The organism is Pseudomonas sp. 7SR1 (assembly GCF_900156465.1).
Taxonomy (GTDB): Bacteria; Pseudomonadota; Gammaproteobacteria; order Pseudomonadales; family Pseudomonadaceae; genus Aquipseudomonas.
Genome location: NZ_LT707064.1, coordinates 5417574 through 5438198, shown reverse-complemented (window position 1 = coordinate 5438198; position 20625 = coordinate 5417574). Strand labels below are relative to the sequence as shown.

The 20625-nt window shown below is 63.1% G+C and carries 20 protein-coding genes; 7 read left to right on the top strand and 13 right to left on the bottom strand.

From position 1 onward, the window contains the following. Positions 1 to 5: 5 nt before the first annotated feature. Both BW992_RS23865 and BW992_RS23860 read left to right on the top strand, forming a co-directional pair. On the top strand, positions 6 to 851 hold the full coding sequence (locus BW992_RS23865; protein ID WP_072388770.1) for a PhzF family phenazine biosynthesis protein: 846 nt from the start codon (positions 6 to 8) through the stop codon (positions 849 to 851). A gap of 160 nt (positions 852 to 1011) precedes the next feature. Then, complete coding sequence (locus tag BW992_RS23860) at positions 1012 to 2094, top strand: DUF1615 domain-containing protein (protein WP_072388768.1); 1083 nt, start codon at positions 1012 to 1014, stop codon at positions 2092 to 2094. A gap of 78 nt (positions 2095 to 2172) precedes the next feature. On the opposite strand, the gene BW992_RS23855 is transcribed toward BW992_RS23860, so the two are convergent. Further along, positions 2173 to 2763 (bottom strand): phage infection protein, encoded by a 591-nt coding sequence (locus BW992_RS23855; protein WP_076407208.1) that lies wholly within the window; start codon positions 2761 to 2763, stop codon positions 2173 to 2175. 198 nt (positions 2764 to 2961) lie between these two features. Between BW992_RS23855 and BW992_RS23850 the strand changes: the two genes are divergently transcribed. Continuing rightward, entirely contained in the window at positions 2962 to 3588 is a 627-nt protein-coding gene (locus tag BW992_RS23850; RefSeq protein ID WP_072394160.1) for a glutathione S-transferase family protein, read from the top strand. A gap of 41 nt (positions 3589 to 3629) precedes the next feature. Here BW992_RS23850 and BW992_RS23845 read toward each other — a convergent pair whose 3' ends face one another. The 5 genes from BW992_RS23845 to BW992_RS23825 all read right to left on the bottom strand — a co-directional run bounded on the left by BW992_RS23845 (position 3630) and on the right by BW992_RS23825 (position 7585). Continuing rightward, the gene (locus BW992_RS23845; protein WP_072394163.1) at positions 3630 to 4166 is read right to left on the bottom strand and encodes a PqiC family protein; all 537 of its coding nucleotides are present in this window, start codon (positions 4164 to 4166) and stop codon (positions 3630 to 3632) included. A gap of 17 nt (positions 4167 to 4183) precedes the next feature. Beyond that, positions 4184 to 5842 carry a PqiB family protein gene (locus BW992_RS23840; protein ID WP_072394166.1) on the bottom strand — a complete coding sequence of 553 codons (1659 nt, stop codon included), beginning with the start codon at positions 5840 to 5842 and terminating at the stop codon, positions 4184 to 4186. Then, positions 5823 to 6452 (bottom strand): paraquat-inducible protein A, encoded by a 630-nt coding sequence (locus BW992_RS23835; protein WP_072394169.1) that lies wholly within the window; start codon positions 6450 to 6452, stop codon positions 5823 to 5825. Before BW992_RS23835 ends, BW992_RS23840 begins: the two co-directional genes overlap by 20 nt. A gap of 26 nt (positions 6453 to 6478) precedes the next feature. Continuing rightward, the gene (locus tag BW992_RS23830) at positions 6479 to 7075 is read right to left on the bottom strand and encodes a paraquat-inducible protein A (protein ID WP_072394182.1); all 597 of its coding nucleotides are present in this window, start codon (positions 7073 to 7075) and stop codon (positions 6479 to 6481) included. A gap of 69 nt (positions 7076 to 7144) precedes the next feature. After that, positions 7145 to 7585, bottom strand: a complete 441-nt coding sequence (locus tag BW992_RS23825; protein ID WP_053154498.1) for a CBS domain-containing protein — start codon at positions 7583 to 7585, stop codon at positions 7145 to 7147. A 242-nt stretch (positions 7586 to 7827) separates the two neighbouring features. On the opposite strand from BW992_RS23825, the gene BW992_RS23820 reads away from it, so the two are divergent. Next, complete coding sequence (locus BW992_RS23820; RefSeq protein ID WP_072394184.1) at positions 7828 to 10191, top strand: DNA polymerase II; 2364 nt, start codon at positions 7828 to 7830, stop codon at positions 10189 to 10191. A 44-nt stretch (positions 10192 to 10235) separates the two neighbouring features. On the opposite strand, the gene BW992_RS23815 is transcribed toward BW992_RS23820, so the two are convergent. From BW992_RS23815 to BW992_RS23790, 6 genes are all read right to left on the bottom strand, one after another. After that, entirely contained in the window at positions 10236 to 11744 is a 1509-nt protein-coding gene (locus BW992_RS23815; RefSeq protein WP_076407207.1) for a tripartite tricarboxylate transporter permease, read from the bottom strand. 23 nt (positions 11745 to 11767) lie between these two features. Further along, positions 11768 to 12259, bottom strand: coding sequence for a tripartite tricarboxylate transporter TctB family protein (locus tag BW992_RS23810; RefSeq protein WP_072394190.1), 492 nt, complete (start codon positions 12257 to 12259; stop codon positions 11768 to 11770). Position 12260: 1 nt separating this feature from the next. Further along, positions 12261 to 13232 (bottom strand): Bug family tripartite tricarboxylate transporter substrate binding protein, encoded by a 972-nt coding sequence (locus BW992_RS23805; RefSeq protein ID WP_072394194.1) that lies wholly within the window; start codon positions 13230 to 13232, stop codon positions 12261 to 12263. Positions 13233 to 13329: 97 nt separating this feature from the next. Then, positions 13330 to 14268 carry an AEC family transporter gene (locus BW992_RS23800; protein ID WP_076407206.1) on the bottom strand — a complete coding sequence of 313 codons (939 nt, stop codon included), beginning with the start codon at positions 14266 to 14268 and terminating at the stop codon, positions 13330 to 13332. A 90-nt stretch (positions 14269 to 14358) separates the two neighbouring features. Then, the gene (locus BW992_RS23795; protein ID WP_076407205.1) at positions 14359 to 15180 is read right to left on the bottom strand and encodes an aldo/keto reductase; all 822 of its coding nucleotides are present in this window, start codon (positions 15178 to 15180) and stop codon (positions 14359 to 14361) included. 152 nt (positions 15181 to 15332) lie between these two features. Continuing rightward, positions 15333 to 16484, bottom strand: coding sequence for an aldose epimerase family protein (locus BW992_RS23790; protein WP_072430419.1), 1152 nt, complete (start codon positions 16482 to 16484; stop codon positions 15333 to 15335). Between the two features lie 315 nt (positions 16485 to 16799). On the opposite strand from BW992_RS23790, the gene BW992_RS23785 reads away from it, so the two are divergent. The 3 genes from BW992_RS23785 to BW992_RS23775 all read left to right on the top strand — a co-directional run bounded on the left by BW992_RS23785 (position 16800) and on the right by BW992_RS23775 (position 19207). Then, entirely contained in the window at positions 16800 to 17525 is a 726-nt protein-coding gene (locus tag BW992_RS23785) for a hypothetical protein (protein ID WP_231991149.1), read from the top strand. 102 nt (positions 17526 to 17627) lie between these two features. Next, entirely contained in the window at positions 17628 to 18413 is a 786-nt protein-coding gene (locus tag BW992_RS23780; RefSeq protein ID WP_072430421.1) for a sulfite exporter TauE/SafE family protein, read from the top strand. Positions 18414 to 18667: 254 nt separating this feature from the next. Further along, positions 18668 to 19207, top strand: coding sequence for a DUF4174 domain-containing protein (locus BW992_RS23775; RefSeq protein ID WP_072458507.1), 540 nt, complete (start codon positions 18668 to 18670; stop codon positions 19205 to 19207). 176 nt (positions 19208 to 19383) lie between these two features. Here the strand turns inward: BW992_RS23775 and ampC are convergent, their stop codons facing one another. Beyond that, a complete protein-coding gene (gene ampC, locus BW992_RS23770; RefSeq protein WP_076407204.1) occupies positions 19384 to 20532 on the bottom strand; it encodes a class C beta-lactamase in 1149 nt (382 codons plus the stop codon). Positions 20533 to 20625 lie beyond the last annotated feature (93 nt).

Here is a 20625-nt window from a genome sequence, read left to right as displayed (position 1 = left end):
TCTCGATGACGCGCCGATTCGATTTCAAGCAGCTGGATGTCTTCAGCGAAGTGCCGCTCAAGGGCAACCCGCTGGCCGTGGTGCTGGGGGGCGATGGACTCAGCGATGAGCAGATGATCGCCTTTGCCAACTGGACCAACCTCAGCGAAACCACCTTTGTGCTGGCTCCACGGCATCCGGCGGCGGATTACCGGTTGCGTATCTTCAGCACCTCCACCGAATTGCCCTTTGCCGGCCATCCGACCCTGGGCAGTTGCCATGCCTGGCTGCAGGCCGGAGGCGTACCGAAAGGGCAGGAGATCCTGCAAGAGTGCGGCGTCGGCCTGGTCAGGATTCGCCGCAGTGAACACGGCCTGGCGTTCCTGGCGCCGCCCTTGCTCAGGTCCGGCCCGCTGGACGCCGATATGCTCGAGCGGGTGCGCAACGGGCTTGGCTTGACGGCCGACGCCATTGTCGACGCGCAGTGGGTCGACAATGGCGCCGGTTGGCTGGCCCTGATGCTCAAGGACCGACGACAGGTCTTGGCGCTCAAGCCGGATTACCACCAATTGCTGGACCTGGCCGTGGGGGTCATCGCGCCTTGGGACCGGGCCGTGGACGGCGACGCTGCGCAATTCGAAGTGCGTGGTTTCATCGCCGGCGACGGCATGCCGGAGGACCCGGCCACCGGCAGCCTGAACGCCGGCCTTGCCCAGTGGATGCTGGGAAAGGGGCTGGCACCTTCGTCCTATGTGGTCAGCCAGGGGTTGACCATGGGCCGGGCCGGCCGGATCCATGTGGAACAGGTGGGTGAGGAGGTCTGGATCGGCGGCGCGGTGGTGACCTGCATCGAAGGGTCGTTGACCTTGTGAGCGGTACAGTGATGAACATCGGCAAGCCGGTTGGCGCGGGCTCTTGCGTGAGGTCGGCGGCCCATGGGGGGCCGGTGTCGAACGATAGGGCACTTTCGCGCAAAAGCTCACTCCCAAGGATGTCGAACCGTCGTCGGTATCATGAATCCGTTGGAGCCTTATGCAATTCAATCGTTGGTTGATCGGTCTTTGCGCAGCGTTGGCCCTGGCCGGTTGCGGCAGTCGCCAGCCGCAGGAACCTGAACGTCAGCCCGCCGAGGTCAAGGCACAGATCGTGCGGTTGTTGCCGGCCCGGCTCGCGGATCGCGAAGGTTGGGCCACGGACATCTACGTTGCGTTCGCGGCGCAGCGGATCGCTCCCACCAGGCAGAATATCTGCGCGGTGCTGGCGGTGACCGAACAAGAGTCCACTTTCCAGGCCGAGCCGCCGGTGCCAGGGTTGGGCAAGATAGCCCGGCAGGAAATCGACCGTCGCGCGGCGAAGCTGCACATCCCGGGGGTGCTGGTCAGCGCCGCGCTCCAGGTGCGCTCGCCCAACGGCAAAAGCTACAGCGACCGGCTCAATGGGGCGCGCAATGAAAAGGAGCTGAGCGGGATTTTCGATGATTTCATCGGCATGGTGCCGCTGGGCAAGACGCTGTTCGATGGATTCAACCCGGTACACACCGGTGGGCCGATGCAGGTCAGTATCGCCTTCGCCCAGGCCAATGCCCGGGATTATCCCTACGCGGTGGAAGGCTCGATTCGTCGGGAAGTGTTCAGCCGTCGTGGCGGGATGTATTTCGGTATCGCCCATCTGCTGGGGTACCCGGTGAGCTACACCGAGCCGCTGTATCGGTTCGCCGACTTCAATGCCGGTTGGTATGCCAGCCGCAACGCGGCGTTCCAGCACGCGGTGAGTCGTGCTTCGGGCATACCCCTGGCGCTCGACGGTGACCTGATCCTGCATGATTCGATCATGCCTGGCAGCACGGAGCTGGCCGTGCGCACACTCGCAAAGTCGTTGGGGATGCGCAATCCGACGATCCGCGATCAACTGGAGCTGGGCGACAGTCTGGCGTTCGAAGACAGCCAGCTTTACAAGAGGGTGTTCGAGCTGGCCGAGAAGGCCGAGGGTAAACCGCTGCCCCGGGCGGTCCTGCCGGGCATCGTACTCAAGAGCCCGAAGATCACGCGCAAGCTGACCACGGCGTGGTTCGCCAAGCGGGTGGATGAGCGTTACCGGCGGTGCATGGCGCGCTAGTGTGAATCCATGAAAAAGCCCGGTGATCGGACCGGGCTTCCATTGAGACACTGACGGGCATTACGGGGAACCGACAAGTCATACGCGGTTCTCGATCAGGCGGTCGGAGCCACCTTCGGCGACGCGGTTTTCGATCAGGCGGTCGGAGCCACCTTCGGCGACGCGGTTTTCGATCAGGCGGTCGGAGCCACCTTCGGCGACGCGGTTTTCGATCAGGCGGTCGGAGCCACCTTCGGCGACGCGGTTTTCGATCAGGCGGTCGGAGCCACCTTCGGCGACGCGGTTTTCGATCAGGCGGTCGGAGCCACCTTCGGCGACGCGGTTCTCGATCAGGCGGTCGGAGCCACCTTCGGCGACGCGGTTCTCGATCAGGCGGTCGGAGCCACCTTCGGCGACGCGGTTCTCGATCAGGCGGTCGGAGCCACCTTCGGCGACGCGGTTTTCGATCAGGCGGTCGGAGCCACCTTCGGCGACGCGGTTCTCGATCAGGCGGTCGGAGCCACCTTCGGCGACGCGGTTCTCGATCAGGCGGTCGGAACCACCTTCGGCGACGCGGTTTTCAATCAGTCGATCAGAGCCGCCTTCGGCAACGATCGGGTGGGAAGAGGCGGCGAATGCGTTGGCTGCCAGGACCGAAAAAGCGAGGCTGAGGATGACTTGGCGTTTCATGATGGTGTGCTCCGGGGGTGCAGTGGGTTGGTGTGGAGCCATTGTTGCGCCGGGCAATCATCAAGAGAACTTCATTGACATGATGGTGAACATCGATGGCGGTGATACCTGGCGGGTGGATAGGCAGGTCGTCCGCGAGGTGGAACATCCCGTGACCCGGAATGCTCTATCGACTGAACCCTTCCAGGAGGCAGGCTCATGTATCAGTTATTCGGCCACAGACAATCCGGTTCCTCGGCCGTGGAAGTCGCGTTGAACCTGTGTGGCGTGCCTTATCGGCGGATCGATGCCTATTCGACCGAAGACAACGAGGCGACAAAGCGACTCGAGGCGTTGAACCCACAGAAACAGGTGCCCACCCTGCAATTGCCGGATGGCTCGGTGCTGACCGAGGCTGCGGCGATTCTGATTCACCTGGGGCTGACCTTTGCGGACTCGAAGCTGCTGCCCCAGGAGCCGATGGCGCGTGCTCAAGCCATACGGGGCCTGGTCTATATCGCCGCCAATTGCTACACGCCCATTGGCATCATCGATTTCCCGCAGCGTTGGCTCACCGAAGCGGACGAGGCGACCCGGCAGCAATTGGTGACGGGCACCCGCCAACGCCTGTATCGCAACTGGGCGCTGTTTGCCGACCAGTTTGCGGCGCAGCCGTACTTCAGCGGTGCCGAGCCGGGGGCACTGGACATTCTTGCCGCAGTCATCACCAAGTGGGTCGGAACGCGGGAGGCCATGCGCGACATGCGACCTGAGTTCCATGGGGTACTTGAGCGCATCGACCAGCATCCGCGCATTGCGCCGGTACTGTCGTTGCACTGGCCGTAAGAAAGCAGGCTTGCGGCCCGGGAACCAGGCGCTTCATCCGCTCATGGGCAGGCTTGGAGGTTCACCGCCCGCACGACCAGGTCGACGAATTGGCGGACGTTGTTCTGGTGGGCAATCACCAGATCGTCGATGGTGTTTCCCGCAGGGGTCTGCAGGGAGCTGCGGCAGATGAGCGCAGGGTTCTCGTTGCCTGGGCTGCGCAAGCGCCATTGCACATCCATTCGGGCGTATTGGCCAGGAATCGAATCGAAGCGTTGCACGTCCACCCGCAGCAGTCCCTTGGGCGCGCCAGGGTTGCTCAACTGTTCCTCCAGGCTGCTGCGCAACTCGTCCGCCAGGCTGGCCCCCCACCATTCGGTTTCCAGGATCGCCAGCCCGCTGTTGCCCTGGCGAATGACCATCTGGGTGCGATCCACCTGGGGCGGAACGCTGACCTGTTCGAGGCGGATATCCACCTGGGCGTGCCGTTGGCTCATCGGCTGGGCCGGGCTCAGCGTGTGGTAATGAACCGGGTCGCTGCGACAGGCACCGAGCAGCAGCGCCACGGCAACCACGGTGAGTTTCAGCATCGACGGCATGGGGCGGGCTCCTGTAGTCATTCGTTCACCGGCAACCTGAGGTTCTGCGCCGGGGCATCCTTGGGACGGCCGCGCAGCAGCGATTCGGGGTGGCGGCTCAGGTAGTCGGACAGTTCACGCAGCGAACGTGACATGCGCCCCAGGTCGTCCAGGGTCTGGGTCAGTTGCTCGCGTTGCGGCGAATCCTCGGCCAGGGTGGAGTTGGCCGATTGCAGGGTCTTGCTCACGTCCTGCAAGGTGTTCTGCACGCTTGGCAAGGTCTTGCTGTTGAACTGGGCCAGGCCTTTGCGCAGTTCCACCAGGTTGCCATCCAGGTTGCTGGCGATGCTTTCCAGCGGCAACTTGTCGATCCGTTCGACCACCGACTGCAGTTGTTCCTGCAATTGCTGCAGGCTGCCGGGGATGGTGGGAATGCGGATCGGACGGGCGGAAGGGTCGAACGCGACTTTTTCGGCCTTGGGGTAGAAATCCAGCGAGATGTACAACTGCCCGGTCAGCAAATTGCCGCTGCGGGCCTGGGCGCGCAGCCCTCGTTCGACGAAGCTGCCCATCAGGCGGGCTGATGCGGCTTCGTCCTCGGGGTTGTGATTGAGTGCCTTGAGCAGCTTCTCGTGGGCTTTGCCCAGGCGCTGGGGATAGATCACCACGCCGACATTGATGGGAAAGCTGCGCTGCTTCTCGTCGAAATCCAGGTTGATGGCGACCACCCGGCCAACCTCCACGCCAAGGAATTCGACCGGCGCGTTGACCCGCAGGCCGCGCAGCGCCTGGTCGAAGCGCAGGGCCAGGTATTGTGGCTTGCCACTGGGCGGCGCCAGGGCGCTTTGCTGGTCGGCGAACAGCTCGAAGTTCTTGTTTTCGGCGGCCGGCGTATCGTTGGGGCTGTATTCGGGAGCCCTGAAGGCGATGCCTCCTACCAGCAATGCCGAGAGCGACTCAGTCCTGACGGCGAAGCCGTTGGCGCCCACGTTCAGGTCAACGCCGCTGACATTCCAGAACCGGGTGTTTTCGGTGACGTAGGCGTCGTTCGGCGCATTGATGAACACCTCGATGTCGACGCCCTTGCCTTCGGCGTCCAGGGCGTAGGACACCACCTGGCCCACCGGGATCTTGCGCAGGTACACCGGCGAGCCGATGTCCAGGGAACCGAGGTCCTGGGAGTGCAGGGTGAAACGCTTGCCCGGTTCGCCGTAGGTGATCGGTGGCGGTGCCTCCAGACCGATGAACGACTTGGCGCGCACTTTCGAATGACCCGCGTCGGCCCCGATGAAATCCCCGGACAGCAAGGTGTCTATCCCGGAAATGCCGCCCGCACCGATCCGCGGCCGTACGACCCAGAACACCGAGTCTTCGTGGGTGAAGGTCTCGGCTGTCTTGTTGAGCTTGACCGTGGCGGTGACATTTTTCTGGTCTTCGCTCAGTTGCACATCGGTGACCTGGCCGATGACCACGTTGCGGTATTTCACCGGGGTCTTGTTGGCGGTCAGGCCTTCGCCGGTCTTGAAGGTGATGGTGATGGTCGGGCCTTCCTGCAGCCAGTTATGGACCACCAGCGATACCCCCACCAGCACTGCGATGATCGGCACGATCCAGACCAGCGACACCGACCAGCGTCGGGTGGTGACATGGCCGCGGCCCGGTGCCGGCGTCTGTCCGTCAGTGACTTGCGACTTCATCCATGGCCTCCTCGTTCGATGGGGTATCCCAGATCAGCCGCGGGTCGAAACTCATGGCCGACAGCATGGTAAACAGCACCACGAGGCCGAAGAACAGGATCCCCGGTCGCGGTTCGATATCGCTCAAGGCCTGGAACTTCACCAGCGCGGCCACCAACGCCACCACCAGCACATCGAGCATGGACCAGTAGCCGATGACTTCCACCAGGCGGTACAGCTTGGCCCGCTGCACCTGGGCCCAGTCGCTGCGTCGTTGCACGGTGACCAGCAGCAGCGTGAGCACCACGAACTTGATACCCGGCACGGCGATGCTGGCAATGAAGATGATCAGGGCAATGTCCCAGGCACCGCTGTGCCAGAACTCGATGACACCGCTGATGATCGTGCTGTCGGCACCGTCCCCGAGCATCCGGGTATTCATCACCGGCAGCATGTTGGCCGGAATATAGAACACCATCGCTGCCAGCATATAGGCCCAGGTGCGGGTGAGGGCGTCGGGTTTGCGTCGATGCAGGACGGCATCGCAACGCGGGCAGCGCTCGGGCTCGTCGCTCATGTCGCAGGCCAGGCCGCAGCCGTGGCACAGGCACAGGTTCAGGTCGGCCGCCATGGGCGGTGTCTGACGTGGTGCGCCGTTCACAGGCTGTCCCACAGGTCGCGGACATCGCGACCGGCGATCCGGATGATCAACAGGCTCAGGGCCGCCAGGGCGAACAGGCCGATGCCGGGTAACACATCCAGTATCCCGGCGAGCTTGATCACCGCCACCAGCGCACCCAGCAGGCAGACCTCGAGCATGCTCCATGGCCGCAAGGTTTCCAGGCCGCGCATGCACAGGTTGAAACCGGGCGCCCGTCGATTGGCATGGGCGTAGCCCAGTACCCAGAGCAAAAGCGCCAACTGGAAGGCCGGGGCGACGATGATCGCCACCGCCGTCACCAGGGCGATGAAGGCAATCGGTCCCTGGCTCAGGGCTACGATGGAGTCCCACAGGGTGGCGCTGTTGCTCAGGCCCTGGAGACGGATGCTCATCACCGGATAGATGTTGGCGAACGCCCACAGCACCGCCGCCGTGATGCTCAAGGCCAGGCGTTTTTCGACGGTCAGGCTGTTGTAGCGCTGGATCACCGCGCCACATCGCACGCACGAGGCTTTCTGGTGCGCGACGAGCACCACCGGCTCGTATACCGCATCGCAATGTTCGCAGATGATCAATCGCTGGGTATCGGCCATCGGGATGCTCGGCAGAAATTCTCTAGACTATAGATGGTCATCGAGCACGAGCAACCCGCAAGGCCGAAGTCATTCGCCGCGAATGTACTGTTCCAGCTGGCGAATCAGATCGGCCTGTTCGGCAATGGCTTCCTTGACCAGGTCGCCGATGGAGAGCAGGCCGACGAGCTTGCCATCCTCCACCACCGGCAAGTGCCGCAGGTGCTTCTCGGTCATGATGCTCAGGCAGGTCTCGACGTTCTGGTGCGGGTCGATGGTGATCACGGGCGACACCATGATCTCGCTCACCCGGGTGCCCACCGATGAGCGGCCATGCAGGACCATTTTGCGCGCATAGTCGCGCTCGCTGATGATGCCCAGCACTTCGTCGTTCTTCACCACCAGCAAGGCGCCGACATTCTTTTCGGCCATGCGCATCAGGGCCTGCAACACCATGTCGTCCGGGGAGACGGTGTGTACTTGCTGGTTCTTCTCGTCTTTCATCCGGAGCAACTGTGCGACGGTTTTCATGGCGGGCCTCGGGTGTTGTTCTTGTGCGGGTAGTGGGGGTCGGAAAAGTTGCGCGGGCACTTTTCGTTCAGTGCTTAAAGAATCGTAGACCCAACGACGCAGAGCAAGCGATAAAGCGGCGGCCAATCGTCCAAAAGCGTCATGGCCGGTGAATTCGCCTGTCCTTCCACCATTGTGGCGAGGGGATAAATCCCCTCGCCACAGGTAGAATCCGGCTACACGCATGATTCGAGGTTGCAGCGGTGGATTTACAGCAGGGCTTCGTCCTGACCCGGCATTGGCGCGATACCCCGGCCGGCACCGAAGTCGAGTTCTGGCTGGCGACCGACGCCGGCCCCCGACGCGTGCGCCTGGCGATGCAGCCGTCGGTGGCGTTCGTGCCGCAGGTCCAGGGGGGGCAGGCGCAAGCGCTGCTGCAGGGAGAGAAGGACGTCGAATTGCGCCCCCTCGATCTGCTGGATTTCGAGCATCGCCCGGTGCTGGGCCTGTATTGCCGGCAACACGCCCAGTTGATGCGGCTCGATACCACCCTGCGTCGTGCCGGCGTGGAGGTGTTCGAGGCCGACATCCGGCCGCCGGAGCGCTACCTGATGGAGCGCTTCATCACCGCGCCGGTCTGGTTCGGCGGCACGCCGAGTGCCGACGGCCTGCTGCTCGATGCGCAGATGAAGCCGGCCGCGCAATACCGTCCCACCTTGCGCCTGGTGTCCCTGGACATCGAAACCACCGCCCAGGGCGAGCTCTATTCCATCGCGCTGCAAGGCTGCGGCGAACGACAGGTGTACATGCTCGGCCCGCCCAATGGCGATGACAGTGGCGTGGACTTCCAGCTTGAATACTGCGAGTCCCGCACGCTGCTGCTCAAGAGGCTCAATGACTGGTTCGCTCGCTTCGACCCCGACGCGATCATCGGCTGGAACCTGGTGCAGTTCGATCTTCGTGTGTTGCATGAGCATGCCCGGCGGCTGGCCGTGCCGTTGCGCCTGGGGCGAGGCGGGGAAGAGATGCAATGGCGCGAACACGGTGCGCGCAACAATCACTTCTTTGCCTCGGCGGCCGGACGACTGATCATCGACGGCATCGAGTCCCTGCGTTCGGCGACCTGGAGTTTCCCCTCGTTCAGCCTGGAAAATGTCGCCCAGACGCTGTTGGGGGAGGGCAAGTCCATCGATAACCCCTATCAGCGCATGGACGAGATCAATCGCATGTTCGCCGAGGACAAACCGGCCCTGGCCCGCTACAACCTCAAGGACTGCGAGCTGGTGACGCGGATTTTCGCCAGGACCGAACTGCTCAAGTTCCTGCTGGAGCGCGCCAGCGTCACCGGCCTGCCGGCGGATCGCAGCGGCGGTTCGGTGGCGGCCTTCACGCACTTGTACATGCCGCTGATGCACCGCCAGGGGTTCGTTGCGCCGAATCTTGGCCAGCGTCCGCCCGAGGCCAGTCCGGGCGGCTTCGTGATGGATTCCCAGCCGGGACTCTATGAGTCGGTCCTGGTGCTGGACTACAAGAGCCTGTATCCGTCGATCATCCGCACCTTCCTCATCGACCCGGTGGGCTTGATCGAAGGCCTGCGCCACCCCGACGATAGCGAGTCGGTCCCGGGCTTTCGCGGCGCCCGGTTCTCGCGCACCCGCCATTGCCTGCCGTCCATCGTGGCGCGGGTCGCCGAAGGCCGGGAAACCGCCAAGCGCGAACACAACGCGCCGTTGTCCCAGGCCTTGAAGATCATCATGAACGCTTTCTACGGGGTGCTCGGTTCCAGTGGCTGTCGCTTCTTCGATCCGCGGCTGGCCTCGTCCATTACCTTGCGCGGCCACCAGATCATGCAGCAGACCCGGCAGTTGATCGAAGCCCGAGGGCATGTGGTGATCTACGGTGATACCGATTCCACCTTCGTCTGGCTGCGCCGTGCCCACGATCAGGAGGAGGCGACCAGCATCGGCCGGGAACTGGTGGCCTACGTCAACCAGTGGTGGCAAGCGCATGTGCGTGAGACGTTCGGCCTGGAGAGTGCGCTGGAGCTGCAGTTCGAAACCCATTTCAAGCGTTTCCTCATGCCCACGATCCGCGGGGCCGAGGAGGGCAGCAAGAAACGCTACGCCGGTCTGGTGACCCGCGCCGACGGCAGCGACGAGATCGTCTACAAGGGGCTGGAGGCCGTGCGCACCGACTGGTCGCCCCTGGCCCGGCAATTCCAGCAAGAGTTGTACGAGCGGATTTTCCACCGCAAGCCGTATCAGGACTACGTGCGCGATTATGTCCAGCGCACGCTGGCCGGGGCGTTCGATGACCGGCTGGTCTACCGCAAGCGCCTGCGCCGCCCCCTGGACGACTACGAGCGCAATGTCCCGCCCCACGTTCGGGCCGCCCGCATCGCCGACGAGTATAACGAGCGCCAGGGCCGTCCGCGGCAATACCAGAGCGGCGGCTGGATCAGCTATGTCATCACCGTTGCCGGTCCCGAGCCCCTGGAGACCCGTAGCGCGCCCATCGATTACGACCACTACGTGACCAAGCAACTGCAACCGGTGGCGGATGCGATCCTGCCGTTCGTGGGGGATGACTTCATGACCCTGGTGGGCGGGCAGATGGGGCTGTTCTGAGCAGACTGCCCGGACGATGCGGATTCGCGAATCGACACGACATCTCAGTCGTCCTCATGCAAGCGGATGCCGCGCATGTGCAGCAGGTGAGGTACCGCCAGTACCAACAGGGTCAGGGCAAGGAAGGTGGCCGAAATGGGTTGAGTCAGGAACACCGTCCAGTCGCCCTGGCTGATGGACAGCGCGTTGCGCAGTTGTTTCTCGGCCATCGGCCCCAGCAGCATGCCGACGATGACCGGCGCCACGGGAAAATCGAAACGCCGCATCAGCACCCCGCCCCAACCGATCGCCAGCATCAGCAGCAGGTCGAACGAGGAATGACGCATGCCGTACACGCCGATGGAGGCGAATACCAGGATGCCCGCGTTGAGATAAGGCCGGGGAATCTGCAACAGCTTGACCCACAGCCCCACCAGGGGAAGGTTGAGCACCAGCAGGATCAGGTTGCCGATGTACAGCGACGCCACCAGCGTCCAGACCAGCTCACCGGACGTCTGGAACAGCATCGGGCCCGGCTGCAGGTTGTAGTTCTGGAACGCTGCCAGCAATATCGCCGCGGTGGCCGAGGTGGGGATGCCCAGCGTCAGCAGGGGAACCAGCGAACCCGTGGCGCTGGCGTTGTTGGCCGCTTCGGGGCCGGCCACGCCCTCGATGGCGCCCTGGCCCTTGCTGGCGGCGAAATCCTGCGGATGCTTGCTCAACTTGCGTTCCGCCGAATAGGACAGGAAGGTAGGGATTTCCGCGCCCCCGGCCGGGATGGAACCAAAGGGAAAGCCGATCAGGGTTCCCCTGATCCAGGCGGGGACGGAGCGTTTCCAGTCGGCCCGGGTCATCCACAACGATGTCATGCGGTGCCGCCCTGCGGACTCTTCCTGTTGATAGAGCAGGCTGTACAAGGCTTCGGCCACGGCGAACAGGCCAACCGCCACCAGGACCACTTCGATGCCATCGACCAGTTCGGGCACACCCAGGGTGTAGCGGGCGATGCCCGAGGTCGAGTCCAGGCCGATCAGGCCGATGGTCAGGCCGATGCCCAGCGACGCGAAACCTCGCAGCATCGACGCACCCAGGACCGCCGATACCGTGGTGAACGACAGCACCAGGATGGCGAAATACTCCGCCGGCCCGAATCTCAGCGCCAGGGTTGCCACGACGGGGGCGAACAGGGTCAGCAACACGGTGGCGACGGTCCCGGCGAAGAACGAGCCGATGGCGGCCGTGGCCAGGGCGGGCCCCGCGCGCCCGTTGCGGGCCATGAGGTTGCCCTCCAGGGCGGTGATCATGGAGGACGACTCCCCCGGGGTATTGAGCAGGATGGAGGTGGTCGAGCCGCCGAACTGGGCGCCGTAGTAGATCCCGGCGAACATGATCAAGGCCCCGGTAGGGTCGACCTTGGCGGTAATCGGCAACAGCAGGGCCACCGTCAGCGCCGGTCCGATACCTGGCAGCACGCCGATGGCCGTGCCCAGCAGGCAGCCGACGAAACCCCATGCCAGGTTGACCGGGTCCAGCGCCGAAGCGAAACCTGAGGCCAGGCTCAAGAGAATATCCACGGCGTTATCTCCTTCGACTCAGGTCAGATCCAGGCATTGACGAGGGGAGGCAGCGCGACCCCCAGCCCGGTGTTGAACAGCCAGTAGATCGGCAAGGTCAGGGCGATGCCGATGGCCAGGTCGCGCAAGGGATGCCGGCTGCCGAACCCACGGGCGGCGCAGGCGAACAGCAGGGCGGCGGCCAGTACGAAGCCGATGACATCGATGAGCAGTGCGATGGCCAGGATGCCGGCGGTCACCCAGGCCGCTCCCGGCTTTGCGCCGACCCGCGCACCGCTGGCCTTGCTGTCTGTCGACAGGTCACGAAAGCCCCCGGTGATCGCCTGGTAGCTCAGCAGCACCCCCACGCCGCCCAGGAAGGCGGCGACGGCGCAGGGATAGACGTGGGCCCCGAGGATGACGAAGCCCATTTCGGGGGGAAATCGCAAGGCGCCGATGGCCAGGACCGAGCCAATGGCAATCACGCCGAGGCCGATTGCCAGTTGAGCAGGCACAATCCCGTTCGGACGAGCCATGTCAGAGCAGCCCGACCTTGACCAGCATGGCGCGCAGGCGGGCATGCTCCTCATCGACGAATTTGCCGAATTCGTCGCCGGTCAGAATGCTCTGGGTCCAGGCGTTGGCCTTGATGTTCTCCTGCCAGATATTGCTGTGGGTGGCGGCCATGACCGCGTCGGTCACTTCCTGGCGCTGTGCCGGCGTCAGGTTTGCCGCGCCGTAGACACCGCGCCAGTTACCGATGACCACGTCATAGCCGTTCTCCTTGAGGGTGGGGGCATCGATGCCTTCTACGCGGTTGGGGGCGCCAATGGCCAGCAAGCGGAACTGCTTGGACTGCACGTACTTGGCCAGCTCGGCGTACCCGCCGGTGATCACCGTGATATGTCCGCCCAGGGTGGCGGCAACCACTTCGCCGCCACCGGCGTAGGCGACGTAGTTCACCTGGTTGACCGGGACGTCCATCTTGCCGGCCAGTTCCGCGATGCCGATGTGGTCGATGGAGCCCTTGGAGCCGCCGCCCCACTTGATGCTGGAAGGGTTGGCCTTGAAGTCCTTGAGCAGGTCTGCGAGGTTTTTGTAGGGCGAGTCCTGGCGGACGGCAAGCACGTTGTACTCCGTGAACAGCCGGGCGATGGGGGTCACATCCTTGAGGGTGATCTGGGGCTTGTTCTGCTCCACGGCCGTGACCATGATCGCGCCCACCACCAGCAGGGCGTTGGGGTCACCCTTGCTGCCGTTGGCGAACTGCGCCAGGCCCAGGGTGCCACCGGCGCCCCCCTTGTTTTCGAAGGTGACGGATTTGGCGCTTTTGGCCTCGACCAGGGCCTTGCCGAGAATCCGTGCGGTCTGGTCGTAGCCCCCGCCCACGGAGCCAGGGGCCATGAACTTGACGGTGTCCAGCGCAAGGGCCGGTGTGGCGAGCGTGGTGACGCCAAGGGCTGCGGCAATGCAGATGCAACGGCTGAATCGACGGACTGTCGTGAACATGAATTTCTCCCCAGACTATTGTTTTTGTGAGTACCGGTAAATCCAGCCTAGCAGCGCCGCCGGATTTCGGAGGGGAGTCATGAAACCTGTTGCGAAGTCAGCCGTTGCCTGTCACCCAGGGCGAAAGGGTGAGCACCGCGACCGGCAGGGCAAGGGCGGCGATCAGTGTCTGGCCGGCGATGATGCCGGCCATCAATGGGGCATCACCGCCCATTTGCCGGGCCATGATGTAGGACGAGGAGGCGGTCGGCAGCGACTGGAACAGCAACACGGCAATCGCTGCGTCGCCCTGCAGGCCAACCAGGCGGCACGCGATCAGGGTCACGGCCGGCATGATGATGAATTTGGTGAACGAGGACATGCCGATGGGCTTGAGCCAGGCCCGGGCCGTTTTCAGTTCCAGGGCGGCCCCGACACACAGCAGGCCCAGCGGCAGCGAGGCCTGGCCGAGCGCCTTGAGCACGGCGTCCGCTCCCGGCGGGAGCCCCGTACCGGTGCCTTGCAGAAGGATGCCCGCCGCGCACGCCAGTATCAGCGGGTTCGTCGCCAACTGCCTGGCCACCCGCTTCAGCGGTAGCCGTCCGCCTGGGCCAAAACGGGCGAAGATCAGTACGCAGAGGATATTCACCGTCGGTACGATCGCCGCATTCGCCACCGCCGCCAAGGCAATGCCCGAGGTGCCGAACAAACCTGCCGCCGCAGAGACCCCGACATAGTTGTTGAAGCGCACGCCACCCTGGAACACCGAGGTAAAGGCCGCGTCAGTGCCTTGGAACAGGCGCCTCGAACCCGCCAGCAGCATCGCTACCGTGACAGTCGACACCACCAGCGCCACGAACATCTCGCGTACCGGCACCTCGCTCAGTTGAGCGGTGGCAAGGCCATGGACGAACAGCGATGGCAACAAGACGTAGTAACCCAGGCGTTCGGCCTGCGGCCAGAAACTGTCGGCCAGGAAGCCCGATTGCCTGAGCCAGGCCCCCAGGGCTATCAACAGTGCGATGGGAAACAGGGCGAGCAGCAACGCTAACGTCATCTTGCATCCACCGGTCAGTCAGGAAAAGGAACAGGTGCGGTGATGTTCCTTCGAAAGAGGATCAATGAAAATTGCGTCCAGAGCCTGGCTTCAAACCATCGCCAGCCGTTGCTTGCCTCGGGGTTGCGCAAAGATCAGGTCGAGGGCGGCGAAGTCCTGGGGTTCGAGCCTCAGGTTCGCCGCTTCGGCGTTCAGGCGCACGTGTTCCGATTGCACGGCCTTGGGGATGGCGATGACGTTGTCCTGGCGCAGTAACCAGGCCAGGGCAACCTGGGCCGGGGTTGCCCCATGACGCTCGGCGATCTGCGCCAGGGTGTGGTCCTTGAGCAGACGTCCGCCCTGGCCGACCGGGCAGTACGCCATGATCGGCATGGATGATCGCTGGCACCAGGGCAGCAGGTCGTATTCGATGCCGCGTTCTTGCAGGTTGTACAGCACTTGATTGGTGGCGCAGGCAGGGGAGGCCAGTTCCTCAAGGTCCGCGACGTCGAAGTTCGATACGCCCCAGCGGCCGATCTTGCCTTCCTCGCGCAGGCGTTCGAAGGCCTCGACGGTCTCTTCCAGTGGATACTGGCCGCGCCAGTGCAGCAGGTAGAGGTCGATGTAGTCGGTGTCGAGCCGCCGCAGGCTGCGTTCGCAGGCGAGGGGGATCCCCTTGCGGCTGGCGTTGTGTGGGTAGACCTTGCTCACCAGGAACACTTGGTCCCGCAGGCCGATGATCGCTTCGCCCACCACCGTCTCGGCGCCACCCTCGGCATACATTTCCGCCGTGTCGATCAGGGTCATGCCCAGCTCGATGCCCAGGCGCAGGGCCGCGACCTCCTTCTTGTGCTGGGACGGCTCCTCTCCCATGCGCCAGGTGCCTTGGCCGATGACGGGTACCGACACGCCAGCCAACTCCAGAGTCTTCATGCCTGTCTCCTATGTGCTTGAACATCAGACGTGTGGCAGCAGGATAGACCAAGTGTTCTGGTGGATCGACGGGAGGCCTGCGCCATTCCCTTTCGCAGCGAGACTCGCCCCCACACGCCAGGCGGCGGATGTGGGAGCGATCGGGGGGCGGCTTACTTGGCGGAGAACTTCAGCACCATGGTCTGGGTGTAGGTCTGGCCCGGATCGAGCCGTGTCGAAGGGAAATTCGGCTGGTTGGGCGAGTCGGGGAAGTGCTGGGTTTCCAGGGTAAACGCGCCCCAATGCGGGTAGGTCTTGCCTTGCTTGCCCTTGACCGTGCCGTCGAGGAAGTTGCTGGTGTAGAACTGTACGCCAGGCTCGGTGGTATAGAGCTGCAGGCGCCGTCCCGATTGCGGGTCGTAGACATCGGCGGCCGGTTTGCTCACGTCACCCTTGGCGTCCAAGACCCAGTTGAAGTCGAAGCCACCCTGTTTCGGTTCGGCGAACTTGAGCTGTGGATGGTCAGCCTTGATATGGGTGCCGATGGCGATGGGCTTGGTGAAGTCCATCGGGGTGCCTGCCACGGGGGCCATTTCACCGGTAGGGATGAGCTTGCCGGTCACGGGCGTGTAATGGCTGGCGTGGAGTGTCGCCACCTGTTTGAGGATGTCGCCGTTTCCGGCCCCGGCGAGGTTGAAGTAGCTGTGGTTGGTCAGGTTCAGCACCGTGGGCTTGTCGGTGGTGGCCTGGTAGTCGATACGCAGTTCGTTCTGTTCGTTGAGGCTGTAGGTGACGTCGGTCTTCAGCGCGCCGGGGAAGCCCATCTCGCCATCGGCCGACAGGTACGTGAGGGTCACCCCCACCGAATCCTTGCCGTCATGGGGCACGGCCTTCCACACTCGTTTGTCGAAGCCTTGCGGCCCGCCGTGCAGGGAATTGCCATGGTCGTTCTGCGGTACCTGGTAACGCTTGCCGTCCAGCTCGAAGGCGCCATCGGCCAGGCGGTTGCCGAAGCGGCCGATGGTGGCGCCGAAATACACGCTGCCGTTTTTCTGATAGCCCTGGACGTCGTCGAAACCGAGTACTACGTCGGCGGCCTTGCCGTTTTTGTCCGGCACGACCAGCGACTGGAGTATTGCGCCGTAGGTGATCACGGTGGCTTGCATGCCATGGCTGTTGCGCAGCACATACTTCTCGACCGGAGAGCCATCATCGGTCTTGCCGAACGGGCCGTGTTCATTGGTCAGGCCTGCGGCCTGGGAAGCAGGGGTGGCGATCATCAGAGCGACTCCGAGGGCCGTGAGCAAATGTCTGGATTCAAGCATGGTGAGACCTTCCTGTGGTTTTGTTGTTGTTTTGAACGCGTCGAGTCCGTTACTGGTCGGACAGCGCTGAAGGTTTTTCTGTTCAGTAGTCTTTCTATTTGCGTGTTGCGAGAGGATTTATAGCCATTAACCAGGATTTTTCAATTAAAAAGTAAGACTAATTAGGTGCGCGCAGCTTTCCTCGTACTGAGCTGATTTCGCCGGGCACCGCACTTTTATGATTTTTGCCGCTCTATCCATGGCCAGGAAGCGGCGAGCCCCACCGCCTCCCCATGCCCAGATCGAGATTCGATGGCCGGTGTTTTTTGCCCACTGATGGTCTTGCGACGTTGCTGCCCGGCGCTTCTGGTCGGTGCGCTGGCGTTGTCCAATGTCGGTTGCAGTCATCAGCAGGGGCAGGACATGGTCACGCAGTTCAGCAACACCAAGCCCCAGGAGTTTCTGCAGACCAGCGTCGATCGCATGGCGACGCTGGCAATGCATGACAACCTGCAAAGTCTGTATCTGCTGATGAACAAGCTGTACCTGCGCAACCCTGAAGAATTGCGCAAGTCCGGCTTCCTTGACGCACGCAGCGCGGAAAAGCAGGTGCGCATGGCCATCGAGCAACAGCAGCCATTGCCGACCCTGGGTGGAAAGAAGGACCTGGCGGCCTTGAGCTATGCCATGAGCCCCGAGTTTCTCGGCGACCGGGTCGGCGCCTTCATCTACGCCATCGGCAGCATGCTGGTGACGGCCCATGGCAATCGGCTCGAGTTCTACATGACCGACACCATTGACCCGCGCTTTGTCAGCAACGCGGCGCGCAACATCGAAAAAGCCACCTGGCTGTTGAGCCAGCGGCAGGATAAAGATGGCAAATTGTTGCTGTTTTCCAACGAGATCTCGGAGGAGGGCAGCAACCTGAGTTTCGCTGTGGAGTTCGGGAAAATCGTCGCGCGCCTGGATTTGCTGACCCAAATGCTGGACGAGCGGTACCGGCGTATCGGCCTCAACTATGCCCAGAGCCTGCTGTTCCTCAATTTCCTACCGGTTCAATAGGTAGAAAAGGCATAAAGATAGATCACATCGATATAGGGGGTTATAAGAAAAATCGCTATGCTCGCGGCCAGATTTTTCACGCGGTTGCGCTGAGACGGGTTGATGGATTTCGGTAATGTCGGTTTAGTCGTAGCGGGCCTGGTGGTCGGCTTCATCGTCGGAATGACCGGCGTGGGTGGCGGTTCGCTGATGACCCCCATCCTGCTGTGGTTTGGTATCAACCCTGCGACTGCGGTGGGGACGGATCTGCTTTATGCGGCCATCACCAAGTCTGGCGGCGTCCTGGTTCACGCCAGGAACCGCAACATCGATTGGGCCATCACGGGCTGGCTGACGTTGGGCAGCGTGCCAGCGGTGGGCCTGACCCTGTGGTTTCTCAGCACCCTGCACAGTTCTCCCGATGCGATGAACGCGATCATCAAGCAGGCCCTTGGGTTCGTACTGTTCGCCACGGCCCTGGCGATTCTGTTCAAGAAGCGCCTGCTGCAATTCGCCCATGACCGCGCGGGCGGCCATTACAATCCCACCGGCTCGCGACTCAACCTGCTGACAGTCGTCACCGGCGTGGTGCTGGGCACGATGGTCGCGTTGACCTCCATCGGTGCCGGCGCCCTGGGTACCGTTGCCTTGTTCGTGCTTTACCCGTTCCTGGTGACCAGGCGCCTGGTGGGCACCGAAATCGCCCACGCCGTGCCACTGACCCTCGTCGCCGGCCTCGGCCATGCGAGCATGGGCAACATGGACTGGCACATACTGGGCTTCCTGCTGGTTGGCTCGTTGCCCGGCATCTACCTTGGCAGTCATCTGTCGGGACGCATTTCCGACGAGCTGCTGCGCCCGTGCCTGGCGGTGATGCTGGCAATGATCGGGTTCAAACTGGCGTTCTGATCCGCCACCTGACCCAGGCGCACCCTCGACCCTTTTCGGTGGGCGCGCCTCGACCGTGAAAGCCGCTGCACATCCAGCATCTTCGCCGACTGGCCCACGACTTCAGTGGGCAAGATCGCTCTGGTATCCCGGTTGCGCAATGGACCCGCTGGCCTAAGCTTCAAGGCAGACAGGCGCAGTATCGGGCGACTCTCTCGCGGAACATTCGCCGCCCTGTGCAATCAGTACAGCGTGAATATCAAAAGGAGAGGCGCATGCTCATTCGGTCGTTGACCTTCGCTACCTTGCTGGCCTTCGCCGGCCCTTTGTTCGCCGCCGATGGCGACTCGCCCCTGGTGGCGGAGACAGGCAAAACCCGCCCGCTGATCGTCATCGCTCCCAGCACCGTCGACCCGACCTGGGTCAGCTTGAAAAAGGCCCTGGAGGAACCGGCAGGCAAGCAAGGCTTTTCCGAGCGCAACATGGTGCTTTACACCGTGCTCAACACAATAGGGCAGCGGGACGGCAAGGACCTGGACCCGCAGAGCACCATGGCCTTGATCCGTTCTCTGAAGTTGGGGGCCGGCGCCCAGACCAAGGTCATCCTGGTGGGCAAGGATGGGGAAAAGAAGCTTGAACATTCCGGGGCGATCGAGCTGAAAGACATCTTCGACACCGTCGACAAGCTGCCCGCGACCGAAAAGCAAGCCACGCCTCCCGCTCCACCTCCCGTCACCGAAGCCGCCCCGGCCAAGGATGCCAAAGGCACCAAGCCGGCCAAGGCAACGAAGGCGCCGAAGCCGCTGGAGGACTGATTTTCCGCTAGGCCGACAGCCCTTGTGGCGAAGGGATTTATCCCCGCTGGGCTGCACAGCAGCCCTGCCGAGCGGCCACCCCGATCTGCTTGATACATCAGGTTGCCAGAATTCCAGGGCCGCTGCGCGCGCCAGCGGGGTAAATCCCCTCGCCACAGGGTAACTCGTGGCCCTCGTTATTGGCTGTCCAGTGCCGTCAGGATCCTATGGGCGACTTTCACCCGTTCCTCGATGGGATAATTCTTGTTCGCCAGCAGCACGATGCCCATGTCCCTGCCCGGTACGAACGCCACGTAGGCGCCAAAGCCTCCCGTGGAACCGGTCTTGTTGATCCAGGCATTGTCCGGTGCGGGGCGAGGCGGTTGGAGCAACGTCGCCTTCTGCGGGGTGAGGGCCATCTGGGGAGAGTTGCCGGCCAGCAGTTGCTCCAGGCTGACCGGGTAAGGGTAGAACTCCCAGCCCAGGCCCTGGGTCATTCCACCAACCTGGTAGAAACCAGTATGGGTGGTGCCGATGGCCTGCTGCAGATCGGCGCCGAGTTTTTCCGGGTGCAGGTTGGCCTCGACGAAACGAATCAGGTCCGACGAACTGATCTTCACGCCATACGCTTCGGAATCCAGCGCGCCGGGCCCGACCCGGACAGGCTTGCCATCCTTCGAATATCCCTGGGCGTATCGGCCCGACTGTTGCGCGGGTACATGCAGATAACCATGCTTGAGGCCCAGCGCCGGCATCAGCACCTTCTCCATCGCCTCATCGAACGGCTGACCCAGGCTGCGGGCCGCCAGATAGCCGAACAGGCCGATGCTCGGGTTCGAATAGAGCCGCTGGGTACCGGCCGGGTAGAGTTGTTTCCAGGTCTTGAAATACCCGAACATCCGGTCCGGGCGGTCTGCATCGTCGGGAAACTGCAATGGCAACCCACCGGGTGTGTAGGTCGCGAGGTTGAGCAGGCTGGCATGTTCCAGGGCGCTGCCTTGCAGCTCCGGGGCATGGCGCCCGGCCGGGTCCGCCAGGGACAGCTTGCCCCGGGCCTGGGCATAGGCGCCAAGGGTCGCGGTGAAGGTCTTGCTGACCGAGCCGATTTCGAAGAGGGTCTGGTCGGTGACCGTCGCTTTCGTGTCCTTCGAGGCGACCCCGTAATTGAAGAAATGACGTTTGCCATCCTGGGTGATCGCCACCGCCATGCCGGCGATGTCCTGCTGTTTCATCAAGGGCTGGATAACCGCATTGACCGTGTCTTCGAGGCGTTCCTGGGCAAAGCCCTGGGGGACTGCGCCGATCAGCAGGAAAGTGCCGGCGAGTATCGATTTGGCCATTTGCATGTTCGACCGTTTCTCCATGGGGGCGAGGGTTCAGCCGCTCTGCGTACGGCAGCCCGGTGCGTGACGCACTTGGGGGGCGGTCAATCTAGGAAG